This window comes from Malaciobacter pacificus (assembly GCF_004214795.1).
In the GTDB taxonomy this organism is placed as follows: Bacteria; Campylobacterota; Campylobacteria; order Campylobacterales; family Arcobacteraceae; genus Malaciobacter_A; species Malaciobacter_A pacificus.
Genome location: NZ_CP035928.1, coordinates 299,113 through 313,359, shown reverse-complemented (window position 1 = coordinate 313,359; position 14,247 = coordinate 299,113). Strand labels below are relative to the sequence as shown.

Here is a 14,247-nt window from a genome sequence, read left to right as displayed (position 1 = left end):
AATTGAAAAGATAATATCATTAAATATATAAATCAAGGAGAATCAGATGGGTTTAAAAAAATTAATTATTGCATCAACATTATTATTTGCAGCTGCTAATGCTAATGATGTTATGATGAAATCAATGTCACAAATGGAAAACGGAATGATTGAAATTCAAAAAGGTTTTCTAAATAATAATATTGAATTAATTAATAAAGGTTTAAAATCTGTAAAAGAAGGTAATGCACTATTTTCGGATGAAAAAGTAATCGCTCAATATTTACCTGAGAATAAAAAACACTTAGTAAATGTTGCTAAAAATGCAGCTGAAAGAATTACTTTAAGTTCAAGTGTTTTAGAATTGAACTTAGAAGAAAAAGCATATATCAATGCTACAAACGCATACTCTGATATGTTAAATGCATGTTCTAGATGTCATGCATTAGTTAGAAATTGGTAAAAAAGTAAAAGTTCTTACTTTTATACCAATATTTTTGAAACTGCACTTATAGCTGCAGTTTCACTTCTTAAAATTAAATTACTATCAAATCCAACAACTTTATCTTTATCAAAATCATCTCTTTCATTTGTTGAAAAACCGCCTTCACAACCAAGAACTAAAGTTTTAATATTATTCTTTTTAGAATCTACATTTGTAGTTGAGAAATCTAAAAAATATACATCATCATTTTTTTCTAAGAATTCATCTAAAGTTTTACAAATATCAAGTTTTATAATATCACTTCTTCCACATTGACTTGAAGAGTTAATTAAAATTTTTTCTAATTTTTCTAAATTTATTTTGAAATTCTTTTGTGAATATTCACAATATATAAATGTAATTTTATCTAAGCCTAATTCATTTAATGAAGCAATATATTTTTCAACTGTTTTAGGGTCAACTATACACCAACCAAGGTGTAATTTCTTTTGATTTGAAACTATTTTTTCTTCACTTGAAACAAGTTTAAAAATAGCATCTTTTTTAGAAATATCAATAAGTTGATATAAATATATATTATTATCTTTTAAATTTCTAAAATAAATTTCATCTTCTATTTTATGACGTCTTGCTTTTATTAAATATTTATAAACATCATCTTTGATTGTTAATATAGATTCACCACAATTTTCATCATATGTAAATTGCATTAAAATACCTTAGAAATCATATAAACAAAAACTAAAACCATAATTTCAATTATATAGATTTTTTTAGCATACTTATAAAACTCTTCTTGTAGTTGAATATCACCACTTTTTATAACTCTCATTTTTTTATATCTTTTAATCTCAATAACTAATAAGAAAATAGAAGCAGGAATCATTAAAGCAATTGTAAGACTAAAATATTGAGCATAAAAAGCAACAATAGTTCCTGTGTAAATTACAATAGCGTTTGTTAAATGATATAAAGGAGTCATAAATCTTAATCTTTTAGCTAATTTTATAAAATCTTTTTGTGTACTAACTGAGTATAAATTAAATAGCATAACTGCTAGAAAAAAATATATTACATATACGTGAGTTTGGATTGCGCTTTGCATTAATTCCATGATTGTTTATCTCTCTTTTAAAATTTTTTGGTATTATATCTAACTTGTCATAAGTTTTTTATTTCAAAAAAAAGGAATATTGTGGCTATTAATATTCATGAAGCTATACAGATTATCTCAAGTTTAAATATAAACTTGGAGTTTGAAATTATACCAATAGAAAATGCTGTTAATAGAATTATTTCACAAGATATTTATGCTAATCAATCATTACCAAAATTTAATAATTCTGCTATGGATGGATATGCTATTATTCATAAATCAAAAGATAAAGAATTAAAAATTATAGATACCATTTTTGCTGGTGATGATAATAATAGTTTATTAGATGAAAACAGTTGTATTAAGATTATGACGGGTGCACGAATTCCTTCAAATGCAACAGCAATTGTTCCAAAAGAAGATACAAAAGAACTTGATAATGGCAATATAAAAATAGAAAAACAAGTTAAAGAATTTCAACACATACGATTTATTGGTGAAGATATAAAAGAGAATGAACTTTTAATTACAAAAGGCGATGAAATAAATTTTGCAAAAGTCACACTATTAGCTAGTCAAGGCATAACACATATTAAAGTTTATAAAAAACCAAAAATAGTAGTTTTTTCTAGCGGTGAAGAGTTAAAACTTCACTATGAAAAAATTGAACCCCATCAAATTTATAATTCAAATACTCCAACTTTAATATCAAGAGCTAAAGAGTTAGGTTGTGATGTAAACTTTATAGGTCAAGCTAAAGATAGTGTAGAATCAATTAAACAATTAATTCAAAATAGTTTAGATGCAAATTTAATTATAACTTCTGGTGGAGTTTCAGTTGGAGATGCTGATTTTACAAAAGATGCAATTAATAAACTAAATTATGAAAATATTTTTGATGGCATTTTTATAAAACCTGGAAAACCTACTGTTTTAGGCAAAATAGATAATACATATATTTTAAATCTTCCAGGTAATCCCCTTGCAAGTTCATTAATACTTGAACTGTTTGGAAGAGTTTTAATTCAAAAATTAATTGGCTCAAATGAGATTTATCCTAATTATATTTTAGGAAAATTAGATGAAGAATTGATATTAAAAAAAGGTAGAGTAACTATAATACCTGGAACTTTTAATGGAGAATATTTCTCAATATCTAAAAAAAGAAGTCCAGGAATGGTTTCTACATTAAGTAGTAGTAATTCAATGATAGTGATTGATGAAAAAGTAGAAAAACTAACTAAAGATAGTTTAGTAAAAATACTTCCTATAAATTGGAAATTTTTTAATAAAGAGAATAAGGACTTTTTAACACATGAGTAGCACAGCTAAAAAAGCAATATGTATATTAAGTGGAGGAATGGACTCTACTTTAGCTTCATATATAGCTAAAAATGATGGTTATGAAATAATTGCTGTTCATTTTAATTATGGGCAAAGAACAGAACAAAGAGAATTAAAAGCATTTAGAGATATTTGTAATGATTTAGGAATTTTAGAAAAATATGAAATTGATATCCCCTTTTTCACACAAATTGGAGCTAGTGCATTAACGGATTCATCTATTGATGTCCCAACTGAAGGTGTAAAACCTGGAGTTCCAATAACTTATGTACCATTTAGAAATGGAATTTTTCTTTCAATAACTGCAGCAATTGCTGAAAAAGAAGAAGCAACTGCTATGTATATTGGCGTTGTTCAAGAAGATAGTTCAGGCTATCCTGATTGTACAGATGAATTTATACAAGATATGACAAAGGCAATCAATCAAGGAACAAAAGAAGAGACAAAAATTGAGATAAAAACTCCATTAGTTCATCTTTCAAAAGCACAAATTGTACAAGAAGCACTAAAGTTAGATGTACCATTAGAACATACTTGGTCTTGTTATAAAGAACAAAATGAAGCTTGTGGTGTTTGTGATTCTTGTAGATTAAGATTAAATGGATTTAAAGAAGCAGGTTCTAGTGATCCAATACCTTACAAGGCTATATAATGCATTGGAAAATATCAAAAGAGTTTGATTTTTGTTATGGGCATAGAGTTTGGTCACAAACTTTAAACTCTGAATTCTCAATTGATTCATGTCTTAAATGTAGACATTTACATGGTCATCAAGGAAAAGTAATTGTTTATTTACAAGCTGAAGAATTAAAAGATGGAATGGTAACTGACTTTAAACACCTAAATTGGTTTAAACTATTTTTAGATGATGTACTAGACCATAAATTTATCCTTGATATTAATGACCCATTATTTTCAAAGTTACTTCCAGATATAAAAAAAGATGAGTTAGTTAAATTTGATGAAGGTTATTCTTTAGTAGATTTAACAAAATTCAAAGATGAAGAATCTTATATAACTGAACTTTATGAAGGTTATGTAATAGTTGATTTTGTTCCAACAAGTGAAAATATTTCAGCTTGGCTTTTAAAAATAGTTGCTAAAAAAATGGCAAAACTAAATGTTGAAGTTTCTCACATAGAATTTTTAGAAACACCAAAAAGTAAAAGTACATTTTATGCTTGAAGTAAATGAGATTTTTGGTCCAACAATTCAAGGTGAAGGAAAACTTGTAGGAACTCCATCAGTTTTTATTAGATTTGGAAAATGTAATTTCACTTGTGAAGGTTTTATGGTTGAGTATGAAACTCCAAGTGGAATTAAAAAATGTGCTTGTGATTCTTATTTTGCAGTTGATAAAGAGTTTAAAGATACTTGGACAAAATACAAATCTTATGAAGATATTGTCTCTGAAGTTGATAAATTAACAAATATCTATACCTATGATTATAAAATGGATATAGTTATAACTGGTGGGGAACCATTACTTTATTGGAATAAAGAAGAGTTTCAAAAACTATTAGAACACTACATAAATGATGGTCACAAAGTAACTATTGAAACAAATGCCTCATTAAATCTTAACTTTACAAAAGAGTATCAAAAGAAAATTTTATTTTCCATGAGTGTAAAACTAAGTAATTCCCTTGAACCACTAAAAAAAAGAGTAAACAAAGAAACACTTACAAAAGTACTTACAAATACAAATGAATCATATTTAAAATTCGTAATTGGAAAAGATTTTAAGAATGATGCAAAAGAAGAAATTCGCGAAATATTAAAAGATATTCCAAAATGCGAAGTTTTCTTAATGCCTATGGGTGATACAGCACAACAAATTAGTGAAAATAGTGAAGATGTTATTAATATGGCTATTCAAAATGGCTACAAATATTGTGATAGATTACATATTCGGGTATGGGATAATAAAAGAGGTGTATAAATAAACTTTAGCCTTATTTAGATATAATGTAAAAATTTTTAAACAAATCAAAGGAAAGCAATGAATTTTACAGGTTCAAATGTATTAGTTACTGGTGCATCAAGAGGTATTGGAGCACAAATTGCAAAAACTTTAGCTGGTTATGGGTTAAAAGTATGGATTAACTACAGAAGTGGAGCCCAAGCTGCTGAAGCAATTAAAGCTGAAATTGAAGCTGCTGGTGGTCAAGCTGCAATTATTAAAGCAGATGTTACTAAAGAAGATGAATTTAATGATGCAATTAAAACAATTATTGATGCTGATGGTGCGTTAGCATACTTAGTTAACAATGCCGGAATTACTAGAGATAAGTTAGCATTAAGAATGTCAGTTGAAGACTTCAATGATGTAATTGCTGCAAACTTAACATCTGCATTTATTGGATGTAAAGGTGCATTAAAGGCTATGGGTAAAAAGAAATTTGGATCTATTGTAAATATCTCTTCAATTGTTGGAGAAATGGGAAATCCTGGACAAACTAACTATTCAGCTTCAAAAGGTGGATTAAATGCAATGACTAAATCATTTGCAAAAGAAGCAGCTGCAAGAGGAATTAGATATAATGCAGTTACACCTGGATTTATTCAAACTGACATGACAGATGAATTAAAAGAAGAAGTAAAAGCAGAATATGAAAGAAATATTCCACTTTCAAGATTTGGTCAACCAAGTGAAATTGCTGATGCAGTTGCATTTTTATTAAGTGATCATTCATCATATATTACAGGTGAAATATTAAAAGTTAATGGTGGTTTATACGTTTAATATAAACGTATTTAATAAATTTAAAAGAGAATTTAAACCTTTTTGGTTATAATTCAGTGTTAATTTTATAAAAGGAAATAAATATGGCATTATTAGATGATGTAAAAGAAGTAGTTGTTGAGCAATTAGATTGCGATCCAGCAGAAGTTAAAGAAGATTCAAAATTTATTGAAGATTTAGGTGCTGACTCTTTAGACGTAGTTGAGCTAGTTATGGCATTAGAAGAGAAATTTGACATCGAAATCCCAGATGAAGATGCTGAAAAAATCTTAACTGTTGCTGATGCTATTAAATACATCGAAGATAACGCGTAATTTATACGCTTAAATAGAAGAGTTAACTCTTCTATTTTTAAATTTAAAATATTGAGTTTTTTGTAAAAAATTGAATATTTTCAAATAACAAATAATAAACAAAAATTGGAGCTTATTTAATGAGAAGAGTAGTTGTAACAGGTTTAGGTACTATTAATTCTACAGGTCACAGTGTAAAAGAATCATTTGATGCAGTAGTTAAAGGAGAATGTGGTATTGATAAAATCACATTATTTGATGCATCTGAGTTCCCTGTTCAAATTGCTGGAGAGGTAAAAAATTTTGATCCAACTACAGTAATGGACAAAAAAGAGGTAAAAAAAGCTGATAGATTTATTCAATTAGGAATCAAAGCTGGTTTAGAGGCTATGATTGATTCAGGTTTTGTATCACAAGAAAACAAGAAAGTTGATGATTCAATTGCTGATAGATTTGGAATTATTTCAGGTTCTGGAATTGGTGGATTATCTACAATTGAGAAAAACTCAGTTGTATGTGCAAATAGAGGACCAAGAAAAATATCTCCTTTCTTTATTCCTTCTGCTTTAGCAAATATGTTAAGTGGTTTTATTTCAATTGAGCACAATTTAAAGGGACCAAGTTTATCTTGTGTAACTGCTTGTGCTGCTTCTACACACGCAATTGCAGATGCAACAAAAACAATCATGCTTGGTGGAGCTGATAGAATTTTAGTTGTTGGTGCTGAAAGTGCTGTTTGTGGTGCTGGAGTTGGTGGATTTGCTGCAATGAAAGCATTAAGTGCTAGAAATGATGATCCTAAAAAAGCTTCAAGACCATTTGATACGGATAGAGATGGATTTGTAATGGGTGAAGGTTCAGGAGCACTTGTAATAGAAGATTTAGAATCTGCAAAAGCAAGAGGAGCTAAAATCTACTGTGAAATCATTGGATTTGGTGAATCTGGAGATGCAAACCATATTACTGCACCAGTAGTTGATGGTCCACTAAGAGCTATGAAAGCTGCATTTGAAGTAGCAAAAACATTAACTGGTGAATATCCAAAAATTGATTATATTAATGCTCACGGTACTTCTACTCCAGTTGGAGATAAAAATGAAACTGCAGCTATTAAAGCTTTATTTGATGGAGCTGAAAATTGCCCTCCTGTATCTTCTACAAAAGGTCAAATTGGTCACTGTTTAGGAGCTGCTGGTGCTATTGAAGCGATTTTTACAATTAAAGCATTAACAGAAGGAATTATTCCTCCAACAATTAATATTGAAAATCAAGATCCTGAATGTGATTTAGATTACGTTCCTAATACAGCAAGAAAAGCTGAGTTAACTACAGTTATGAGTAATAACTTTGGGTTTGGTGGAACAAACGGTTCTGTTATATTTAAAAAATATAACGACTAATAAATACCTATGTACGAAAAGAGTTAGTAATGAACTAGCTCTTTTTTTTTATTAAAGGGGAAATAATTTGGCAGCTTATTTAGATTTTGAAGATAAAATAAAAAAAATTGAAGAAGATATTATTATTGCTAAAACTAAAGCAGATGAACATGCTGTAGAGATTTTAGAAAAAAAACTTGAAAAAGAAGTTGAAAAGACTTTTAAGAATTTAAGTGATTATCAAAAATTACAACTTGCAAGACATCCGGATAGACCTTATGCAATGGATTATATTAATGAGATTTTAACTGATGCATATGAAATCCATGGTGATAGACACTATGTAGATGATAGTGCAATTGTATGTTACTTAGGTTTTATTGGTGAACAAAAAGTAATGGTAATTGGTGAGCAAAAAGGTAGAGGTACTAAAGATAAGCTTCATAGAAACTTTGGTATGCCAAGTCCTGAAGGATATAGAAAAGCTCTAAGAGCAGCTAAAATGGCTGAGAAATTTCAAATTCCAATTCTAATGTTAGTAGACACTCCAGGTGCATATCCTGGAATTGGTGCTGAAGAGAGAAATCAATCTGAAGCAATTGCTACAAACCTTTTTGAGTTTGCAGACTTAACAACACCAACTGTTTCAGTTGTAATTGGAGAAGGTGGTTCAGGTGGAGCGCTTGCAATTTCAGTTGCAGATAAACTTGCAATGATGAGATATTCTGTTTATGCAGTTATTTCACCAGAAGGTTGTAGTGCGATTTTATGGAATGACCCATCAAAAGTTGAAACAGCTGCAAATGCACTTAGAATTACAGCTGAGAATTTAAAAGATTTAAAATTAATTGATGATGTTGTAAATGAACCTTTAATTGGAGCTCATAGACAAAAAGAAGAAGCAATTAGAGCATTAAAAGAGTATTTTTTAACTTCTCTTGAAGAGTTAAAACAACTAACTCCAGCTCAAAGATACCAAAAGAAATATGAAAAAATCATGGCTTTAGGATCTTTCCAAGAGTAAAAAGAAAAAACAAGAGAATAGCTTCTCTTATTTTTCTCTAACTAACCTACCCACAGGTTCACCACCTATTAAATGAAAATGTAAATGTGGTACTTCTTGTCCACCATCACTCCCAATATTTGTAATTAATCTGTATCCACTTTCACTTACATTTAATTCTTTAGCAACTTTTTGCGTAAATTCAGTAAGTCCTGACATAATTGATGGATCTACAACATCAAAAGATTCATAATGTTTTTTTGGAATAATTAATACATGAATTTTTCTAGTTGGATTTATGTCATGAAAACATAAGAAATTCTCATCTTCTAAAACTTTATTGCTTGGTATTTCACCTGCTACAATCTTACAAAAAATGCACATCTTTTTTCCTTGAAATTGATATAAAAAACATTATAACCAAACTCTAATAAATCTTTAAGTATAATCGCCATAAATTATAAATATGATGATATTAAAACATAGAAATTTAGGGGAAAAGAAGTGACTATTTGGATTGAAAAAATCAACAATGCAGCATCACTTGAAGAGTTAGAAAACTTAAGAATTGAAACACTAGGTAAAAAAGGTGTTATAACTTCTGAGTTTGCTAAAATGAAAAGTGTTCCAGCTGAAGAAAAAAAAGCTTTTGCAGAAAATTTGAATAAACAGAAAGCACAAGTTAATGAAGCAATTGAAGCAAAAAAAATAATTTTAGAAAAAGAGGCTTTAAATCAAAAACTTGCATCAGAAAAAATTGATGTTACAAAATTTAATAATGAATTATCATGTGGTGCAACTCACCCTGTAGTTGAAACAATGGATAGAATTATTACTTATTTTCAGAATTTAAACTTTGCAGTTGAAGAAGGTCCATTAGTTGAAGATGATTTCCATAACTTTGAAGCATTAAACTTACCTAAATATCACCCTGCAAGAGATATGCAAGATACGTTCTACAATAAAGATTATACACTACTTAGAACTCATACTTCTCCAGTACAAATTAGAACTATGTTAAATCAATCAACACCAATTAGAATGATTGCTCCAGGAACTGTATTTAGAAGAGATTTTGATATTACACACACTCCAATGTTCCATCAAATTGAAGCATTAGTAGTTGATGAAGCAGATAAAATTTCATTTGCAAATTTAAAACATGTGTTAGTGGAATTTCTACATCATATGTTTGGTGATGTTGATGTTAGATTTAGACCATCGTTCTTCCCATTTACTGAACCTTCAGCTGAAGTTGATATCTCATGTGTATTTTGTAAAGGTGATGGATGTAGAGTTTGTTCACAAACAGGATGGCTTGAGGTTCTTGGTTGTGGGGTTGTTGATGAAAATGTATTTAAAGCAGTTGGATATGAAAATAAATCTGGTTATGCATTTGGATTAGGAGTTGAAAGATTTGCTATGTTAATTCACAATATTGGTGATTTAAGATCATTATTTGAAAGTGATACAAGATTAATAGGACAGTTTAAATGATAGTTACAAGAAATTGGTTACAAGAGTTTATTGATATTTCAAAAATATCTACTGAAGATATTTGTAAAGCACTTAATTCAATTGGACTAGAAGTTGACAGTTTAGAAAAAATCTCAATCCCTTCAAAAGTTGTACTTGGAAAAGTATTAGAAAAAGAAAAACACCCTGATGCTGATAAATTAAATATTTGTCAAGTTGACATTGGAACAGAACAGGTACAAATTGTTTGTGGTGCGAAAAATGTAGATGCGGGTCAATATGTACCAGTTGCAATTAATGGTTGTAATTTAGGTGGTGGATTTAAAATCAAAAAAGCTAAACTAAGAGGTGTTGAATCAAATGGAATGATTTGTTCATCAACTGAAATTGGTATGGCAAAATTAAATGATGGTATTTTAGAACTTGATGATTCTATAGGTGAATTAATTATTGGTAAAGAACTTTGTGAATATCCATTATTAAATGATGAAATTATTGAGATTGAGTTAACAGCAAATAGAGGTGATTGTTTAAGTATTGCTGGAGTTGCTAGAGAATTAAGTGCTTTTTATAATATCCCATTAAATGAATTTGAAAACCACTCTAACTTTAATGATTTTGGTATTGGTCAAGTATTAGAAGTAGAATGTGAAAATAAAATTGATACTTCACTAGTTTTTAAAGCTATTGATTTTTCAGAGTTTAAACTTAGTGTATTACAAAAAATCAGAGTAGGTATAATTGATAAATATCAAGACTCAAATGACATAGCTAATATCTTATCATATGTTACTCACTGTACTGGTGTAATTTTAAATGCTTATCCAAAAGAAAAAGCCATTAAAAAAGGTGACCTTAGTATTATTCATGTAAAAAAAGATACTCAAGGTTTTGATAATACTTATGGCACAGAACACTTAAGTAAAATAGGAATAGAGCACAATAAAATTGAAGCAAATGAGACTAATTTTATAATTGAAGCATCTTACGTTAATCCAGAGTTAGTATCGAAAAAAGTTTTTGAAACTAAAATTAAAACTGGTGATATCTATTATAGAACTTCTAGAGGAAGTGAGCCTGATATTGAGTATGGTATTAATTACTTTACTTCAATAGTATCAGATAATGGAGCTTTAATTTATAAAGGTAGTGAATCTTTTGTTGAAGAGGAAGAGAAAATTGCTTTAGATGTTAATGTTAATAAAATCAATTCAATTATTGGTCAAAATATTGAAAAAACAGAAATTGAAAGAATTTTAACATCACTTCAATTTGAGGTTAAAGATACAGGTGATAATATTCTTGTAGTTAAGATACCTCAGTTTAGACATGACATCAAAAATATTGCTGATGTTACAGAAGAGATAGTAAGAATAATCGGTATTGATAATATTATTGCAAAGCCTCTTGCTATTGATGAAGTAAATAGAGTAAATAAAACTTCTTTAGATTTAGTAAAGAAAAATAGATTAAGAGCAAAAGCTATTGAAAATGGGTTTTATGAAACGCTTACTTATGTATTTAGTTCAAAAGAGAACTTAGAAAAATATGGATTTAAAACAGTTAAAGACAATCTTGATATTTTAAACCCTATCGTAAAAGAGTTGAATACGTTTAGAAGTACAATTTTATTAAATTTAGTGGAAGCTTGTTCAAACAATTTCAAAAATGGAGCAAGATCAACTGCATTTTTTGAAATAGGAACAGTATTTGATGAAAATAGAAATGAATCAAAAAAGATTTCATTTATTCAAACAGGTGCAATAGCACAAGAAGATGTTTCAAATTCTGGGAAACCTGAAAATATTGATTTCTTCTCATTTGCTAAAAAGATTTTAAATACAGTTGGAAAGTTTGATTTAGAAACTTTAGAGAATATTCAAAATGATTTTGTGCACCCTTATCAAAGTGCAAAAGTAATAATAGAGGGGAAAGAAATTGGATATATTTCAAAATTACACCCTAGTGTTTGTGAAGATTATGATTTAGGTGATACATTTATTGCTGAACTTGATTTTGATGCATTAAAAAATGATTTAGTAAAAACTCAATCTTATTCTAAATTCCAAGCATCAAAAAAAGACTTAAGTATTATTGCTCCAAAAGATTTAGAATACAAAAAAATTAAAGATGTTATCAATTCATTAAACGATAAAAGAATTAAACAATTTAATTTAATTGATATTTATAGTGATGAAAAACTTGGTGAAAATGAGAGTTTAACAATTAGATTTGTTTTACAAGATGATGAAAAAACTATGGAAGAAGAAGATATTTTAACATCAATGAATTCTATTTTAGATGCCTTAGATAAAAAATTATCTATTGGATTAAGACAATAAATTAAAAGGAAAAAAGTGGAAAAGTTTAGTATTAAAAAGTTAGATAAACCATTTAACATTGAAATTGACAATATTGCAAGTGATAAATCAATCTCACATAGATGTGCTATGTTTTCACTTTTTTCAAACCAAACTTCATATGTTAAAAACTTTTTAACAGCAGAAGATACTTTAAATACTCTAAGTATTGTAGAGCAACTTGGAGCAAAAGTTAAAAGAGATGGAAGTAGTGTTGAAATAACTCCCACTGATAAACTAACAGAGCCATCTAATGTGCTTGATTGTGGAAACTCTGGAACTGCTATGAGACTATTTTGTGGTTTATTAGCTTCAGTTGATGGTGCATTTACACTAACAGGTGATAAATACCTTCATGCAAGACCAATGAAAAGAGTTGCAGATCCATTAAGAAGTATTGGAGCAAATATTGATGGAAGAGAAAATGGAAATAAAGCTCCCCTATTTATTAGAGGTGTAAAAGAGTTAAAGCCATTTACATATCACTCACCTGTTGATTCAGCACAAGTTAAATCAGCTATGATTCTTGCAGCACTTAGAGCAACTGGAGTTTCTAAATATAAAGAGAATGAATTAACAAGAGACCATACAGAACGAATGTTAAAAGGTATGGGAGCAAAATTAGAAAATGATGAGGAAGGATTTATAAATATTCACCCTTTAACAGGTCATTTAAAACCTTTAAATATAACTGTTCCAACAGATCCAAGTTCTGGATTTTTCTTTGCAGTAGCTGCTGCCATTACAAAAGGTGCAAGAGTTGTAATTAAAAATGTAACTTTAAACCCAACTAGAATTGAAGCATATCAAGTATTAAAAAGAATGGGTGCAATAGTAAACTTTATTGAAAAAGAGAATATTTATGAGCCAATTGGTGATATTGAAGTAATAAACAATGAACTAAATGGTGTAGAAGTTAGTGAAAACATCTCTTGGTTAATTGATGAACTACCTGCTCTTTCTATTGCAATGAGTTTAGCAAATGGAAAATCAATTGTTAAAAATGCCAGTGAATTAAGAGTAAAAGAATCTGATAGAATCAAATCAGTTGTAAACAATCTAGAAAAATGTGGTGTAGAATTTACTGAATTTGAAGATGGATATGAAATCACAGGTGGTACAATTTCAAAAGCTACTATTGATTCACATGGTGATCACAGAATTGCTATGAGTTTTGCAATTGCAGGTTTAAATAGTGATATGGAAATAGAAGATGTTGATTGTATATTAACATCATTTCCTAATTTTAAAGAGATATTAGACTCTTTATATAAATAAGGATAATTATTGTGAAAGTAAAATTAGCAGCTAATTATGGTTTTTGTTTTGGAGTAAAAAGAGCAATTAAAATTGCTGAAGATTACAAAAACTCTTCAACTATGGGGCCACTAATTCATAACCAAGATGAAATCAATAGATTAAAAAATGATTTTAACGTTGGATTATATAATGGATTAGAGGATGTTAAAGATAATGATACAATCATTATAAGAACACATGGTATTCCTAAAAATGATTTAAAAAACTTACGAAAACAAAAAGCAAAAGTTATAAATGCAACTTGCCCATTTGTTACTACTCCTCAGCAAATAGTAAAGAAAATGTCAAAAGAAAATTATTCTATTTTAATTTTTGGAGATGAGCATCATCCAGAAGTTAAAGGAGTTGCTTCTTATGCTGAAGATGCTCAAGATGTTCATATAATAATGGAACCAAGTGAATTAGAAAATTTAGAATTTAAAAACAATAAAATTGCAACTGTTGCACAAACAACAAAGAAAAAAGAGAAATATCTAGAAATTGTAAATGCATTAATTTTAAAAAATAAAGAGGTTAGAGTATTTAATACAATTTGTGATGCAACTTTTGAAAATCAAGATGCTGCAAGAGAAATTTCAAAAGAAGTTGATGTTATGGTAGTTATTGGAGGTAAAAACTCTTCAAATACTAAGCAACTCCATGCAATTTGTAAAGAGAGTTGCGATGACTCATATTTAATTGAAAATGAATCAGAAATAGAAGAATCTTGGTTTAAAAATAAAACTTTATGTGGTGTAACAGCAGGCGCTTCAACGCCAGATTGGATAATTCAACAGGTTGTGAATAAAATAGAATTAATTAACTAA

At 28.6% G+C, this 14,247-nt stretch carries 16 protein-coding genes; 13 read left to right on the top strand and 3 right to left on the bottom strand.

Going from position 1 to position 14,247, the window contains the following annotated elements; all coding sequences use genetic code 11:
• The first annotated feature begins 46 nt into the window (after positions 1-46).
• Entirely contained in the window at positions 47-442 is a 396-nt protein-coding gene (locus APAC_RS01630; RefSeq protein WP_130232456.1) for a hypothetical protein, read from the top strand.
• Positions 443-462: 20 nt separating this feature from the next.
• On the opposite strand, the gene APAC_RS01625 is transcribed toward APAC_RS01630, so the two are convergent.
• Positions 463-1,134: a 16S rRNA (uracil(1498)-N(3))-methyltransferase gene (locus APAC_RS01625; protein ID WP_130232455.1), complete on the bottom strand. Its 672-nt coding sequence runs from the start codon at positions 1,132-1,134 to the stop codon at positions 463-465.
• On the bottom strand, positions 1,134-1,538 hold the full coding sequence (locus APAC_RS01620; RefSeq protein WP_130232454.1) for a hypothetical protein: 405 nt from the start codon (positions 1,536-1,538) through the stop codon (positions 1,134-1,136). The genes APAC_RS01625 and APAC_RS01620 overlap by 1 nt, the downstream gene beginning before the upstream one ends.
• Positions 1,539-1,619: 81 nt before the next feature.
• Between APAC_RS01620 and APAC_RS01615 the strand changes: the two genes are divergently transcribed.
• From APAC_RS01615 to accA, 8 genes are all read left to right on the top strand, one after another.
• Positions 1,620-2,843, top strand: coding sequence for a molybdopterin molybdotransferase MoeA (locus APAC_RS01615; protein WP_130232453.1), 1,224 nt, complete (start codon positions 1,620-1,622; stop codon positions 2,841-2,843).
• Complete coding sequence (queC, locus tag APAC_RS01610; RefSeq protein ID WP_130232452.1) at positions 2,836-3,516, top strand: 7-cyano-7-deazaguanine synthase QueC; 681 nt, start codon at positions 2,836-2,838, stop codon at positions 3,514-3,516. Before APAC_RS01615 ends, queC begins: the two co-directional genes overlap by 8 nt.
• Positions 3,516-4,049: a 6-carboxytetrahydropterin synthase gene (locus tag APAC_RS01605; protein WP_130232451.1), complete on the top strand. Its 534-nt coding sequence runs from the start codon at positions 3,516-3,518 to the stop codon at positions 4,047-4,049. The genes queC and APAC_RS01605 overlap by 1 nt, the downstream gene beginning before the upstream one ends.
• Positions 4,042-4,806 carry a 7-carboxy-7-deazaguanine synthase QueE gene (locus APAC_RS01600; protein WP_130232450.1) on the top strand — a complete coding sequence of 255 codons (765 nt, stop codon included), beginning with the start codon at positions 4,042-4,044 and terminating at the stop codon, positions 4,804-4,806. The genes APAC_RS01605 and APAC_RS01600 overlap by 8 nt, the downstream gene beginning before the upstream one ends.
• A gap of 60 nt (positions 4,807-4,866) precedes the next feature.
• Complete coding sequence (gene fabG, locus APAC_RS01595; protein ID WP_130232449.1) at positions 4,867-5,610, top strand: 3-oxoacyl-ACP reductase FabG; 744 nt, start codon at positions 4,867-4,869, stop codon at positions 5,608-5,610.
• An 83-nt stretch (positions 5,611-5,693) separates the two neighbouring features.
• Positions 5,694-5,924, top strand: a complete 231-nt coding sequence (acpP, locus tag APAC_RS01590) for an acyl carrier protein (RefSeq protein WP_130232448.1) — start codon at positions 5,694-5,696, stop codon at positions 5,922-5,924.
• 119 nt (positions 5,925-6,043) lie between these two features.
• Positions 6,044-7,303: a beta-ketoacyl-ACP synthase II gene (locus APAC_RS01585; protein ID WP_130232447.1), complete on the top strand. Its 1,260-nt coding sequence runs from the start codon at positions 6,044-6,046 to the stop codon at positions 7,301-7,303.
• Between the two features lie 67 nt (positions 7,304-7,370).
• Positions 7,371-8,306 (top strand): acetyl-CoA carboxylase carboxyl transferase subunit alpha, encoded by a 936-nt coding sequence (gene accA, locus APAC_RS01580; protein ID WP_130232446.1) that lies wholly within the window; start codon positions 7,371-7,373, stop codon positions 8,304-8,306.
• A gap of 27 nt (positions 8,307-8,333) precedes the next feature.
• On the opposite strand, the gene APAC_RS01575 is transcribed toward accA, so the two are convergent.
• Positions 8,334-8,669 (bottom strand): histidine triad nucleotide-binding protein, encoded by a 336-nt coding sequence (locus APAC_RS01575; RefSeq protein WP_130232445.1) that lies wholly within the window; start codon positions 8,667-8,669, stop codon positions 8,334-8,336.
• Positions 8,670-8,789: 120 nt separating this feature from the next.
• On the opposite strand from APAC_RS01575, the gene pheS reads away from it, so the two are divergent.
• Genes pheS through APAC_RS01555 form a run of 4 tightly spaced genes read left to right on the top strand, consistent with a single transcriptional unit; the run spans position 8,790 to position 14,247 of the window.
• The gene (pheS, locus tag APAC_RS01570) at positions 8,790-9,782 is read left to right on the top strand and encodes a phenylalanine--tRNA ligase subunit alpha (protein WP_130232444.1); all 993 of its coding nucleotides are present in this window, start codon (positions 8,790-8,792) and stop codon (positions 9,780-9,782) included.
• Positions 9,779-12,103, top strand: a complete 2,325-nt coding sequence (gene pheT, locus APAC_RS01565; RefSeq protein ID WP_130232443.1) for a phenylalanine--tRNA ligase subunit beta — start codon at positions 9,779-9,781, stop codon at positions 12,101-12,103. The genes pheS and pheT overlap by 4 nt, the downstream gene beginning before the upstream one ends.
• 15 nt (positions 12,104-12,118) lie before the next feature.
• On the top strand, positions 12,119-13,399 hold the full coding sequence (gene aroA, locus APAC_RS01560) for a 3-phosphoshikimate 1-carboxyvinyltransferase (protein WP_130232442.1): 1,281 nt from the start codon (positions 12,119-12,121) through the stop codon (positions 13,397-13,399).
• Between the two features lie 11 nt (positions 13,400-13,410).
• Positions 13,411-14,247 carry a 4-hydroxy-3-methylbut-2-enyl diphosphate reductase gene (locus tag APAC_RS01555; RefSeq protein WP_130232441.1) on the top strand — a complete coding sequence of 279 codons (837 nt, stop codon included), beginning with the start codon at positions 13,411-13,413 and terminating at the stop codon, positions 14,245-14,247.

Bases quoted from the DNA above. Each gene is read 5' to 3' on its own strand.
- APAC_RS01630 (WP_130232456.1), top strand. From the start codon at position 47: ATGGGTTTAAAAAAATTAATTATTGCATCAACATTATTATTTGCAGCT.
- APAC_RS01585 (WP_130232447.1), top strand. From the start codon at position 6,044: ATGAGAAGAGTAGTTGTAACAGGTTTAGGTACTATTAATTCTACAGGT.
- fabG (WP_130232449.1), top strand. From the start codon at position 4,867: ATGAATTTTACAGGTTCAAATGTATTAGTTACTGGTGCATCAAGAGGT.
- APAC_RS01625 (WP_130232455.1), bottom strand. From the start codon at position 1,134: ATGCAATTTACATATGATGAAAATTGTGGTGAATCTATATTAACAATC.
- acpP (WP_130232448.1), top strand. From the start codon at position 5,694: ATGGCATTATTAGATGATGTAAAAGAAGTAGTTGTTGAGCAATTAGAT.
- APAC_RS01600 (WP_130232450.1), top strand. From the start codon at position 4,042: ATGCTTGAAGTAAATGAGATTTTTGGTCCAACAATTCAAGGTGAAGGA.
- APAC_RS01605 (WP_130232451.1), top strand. From the start codon at position 3,516: ATGCATTGGAAAATATCAAAAGAGTTTGATTTTTGTTATGGGCATAGA.
- APAC_RS01575 (WP_130232445.1), bottom strand. From the start codon at position 8,669: ATGTGCATTTTTTGTAAGATTGTAGCAGGTGAAATACCAAGCAATAAA.
- queC (WP_130232452.1), top strand. From the start codon at position 2,836: ATGAGTAGCACAGCTAAAAAAGCAATATGTATATTAAGTGGAGGAATG.
- pheT (WP_130232443.1), top strand. From the start codon at position 9,779: ATGATAGTTACAAGAAATTGGTTACAAGAGTTTATTGATATTTCAAAA.
- APAC_RS01620 (WP_130232454.1), bottom strand. From the start codon at position 1,538: ATGGAATTAATGCAAAGCGCAATCCAAACTCACGTATATGTAATATAT.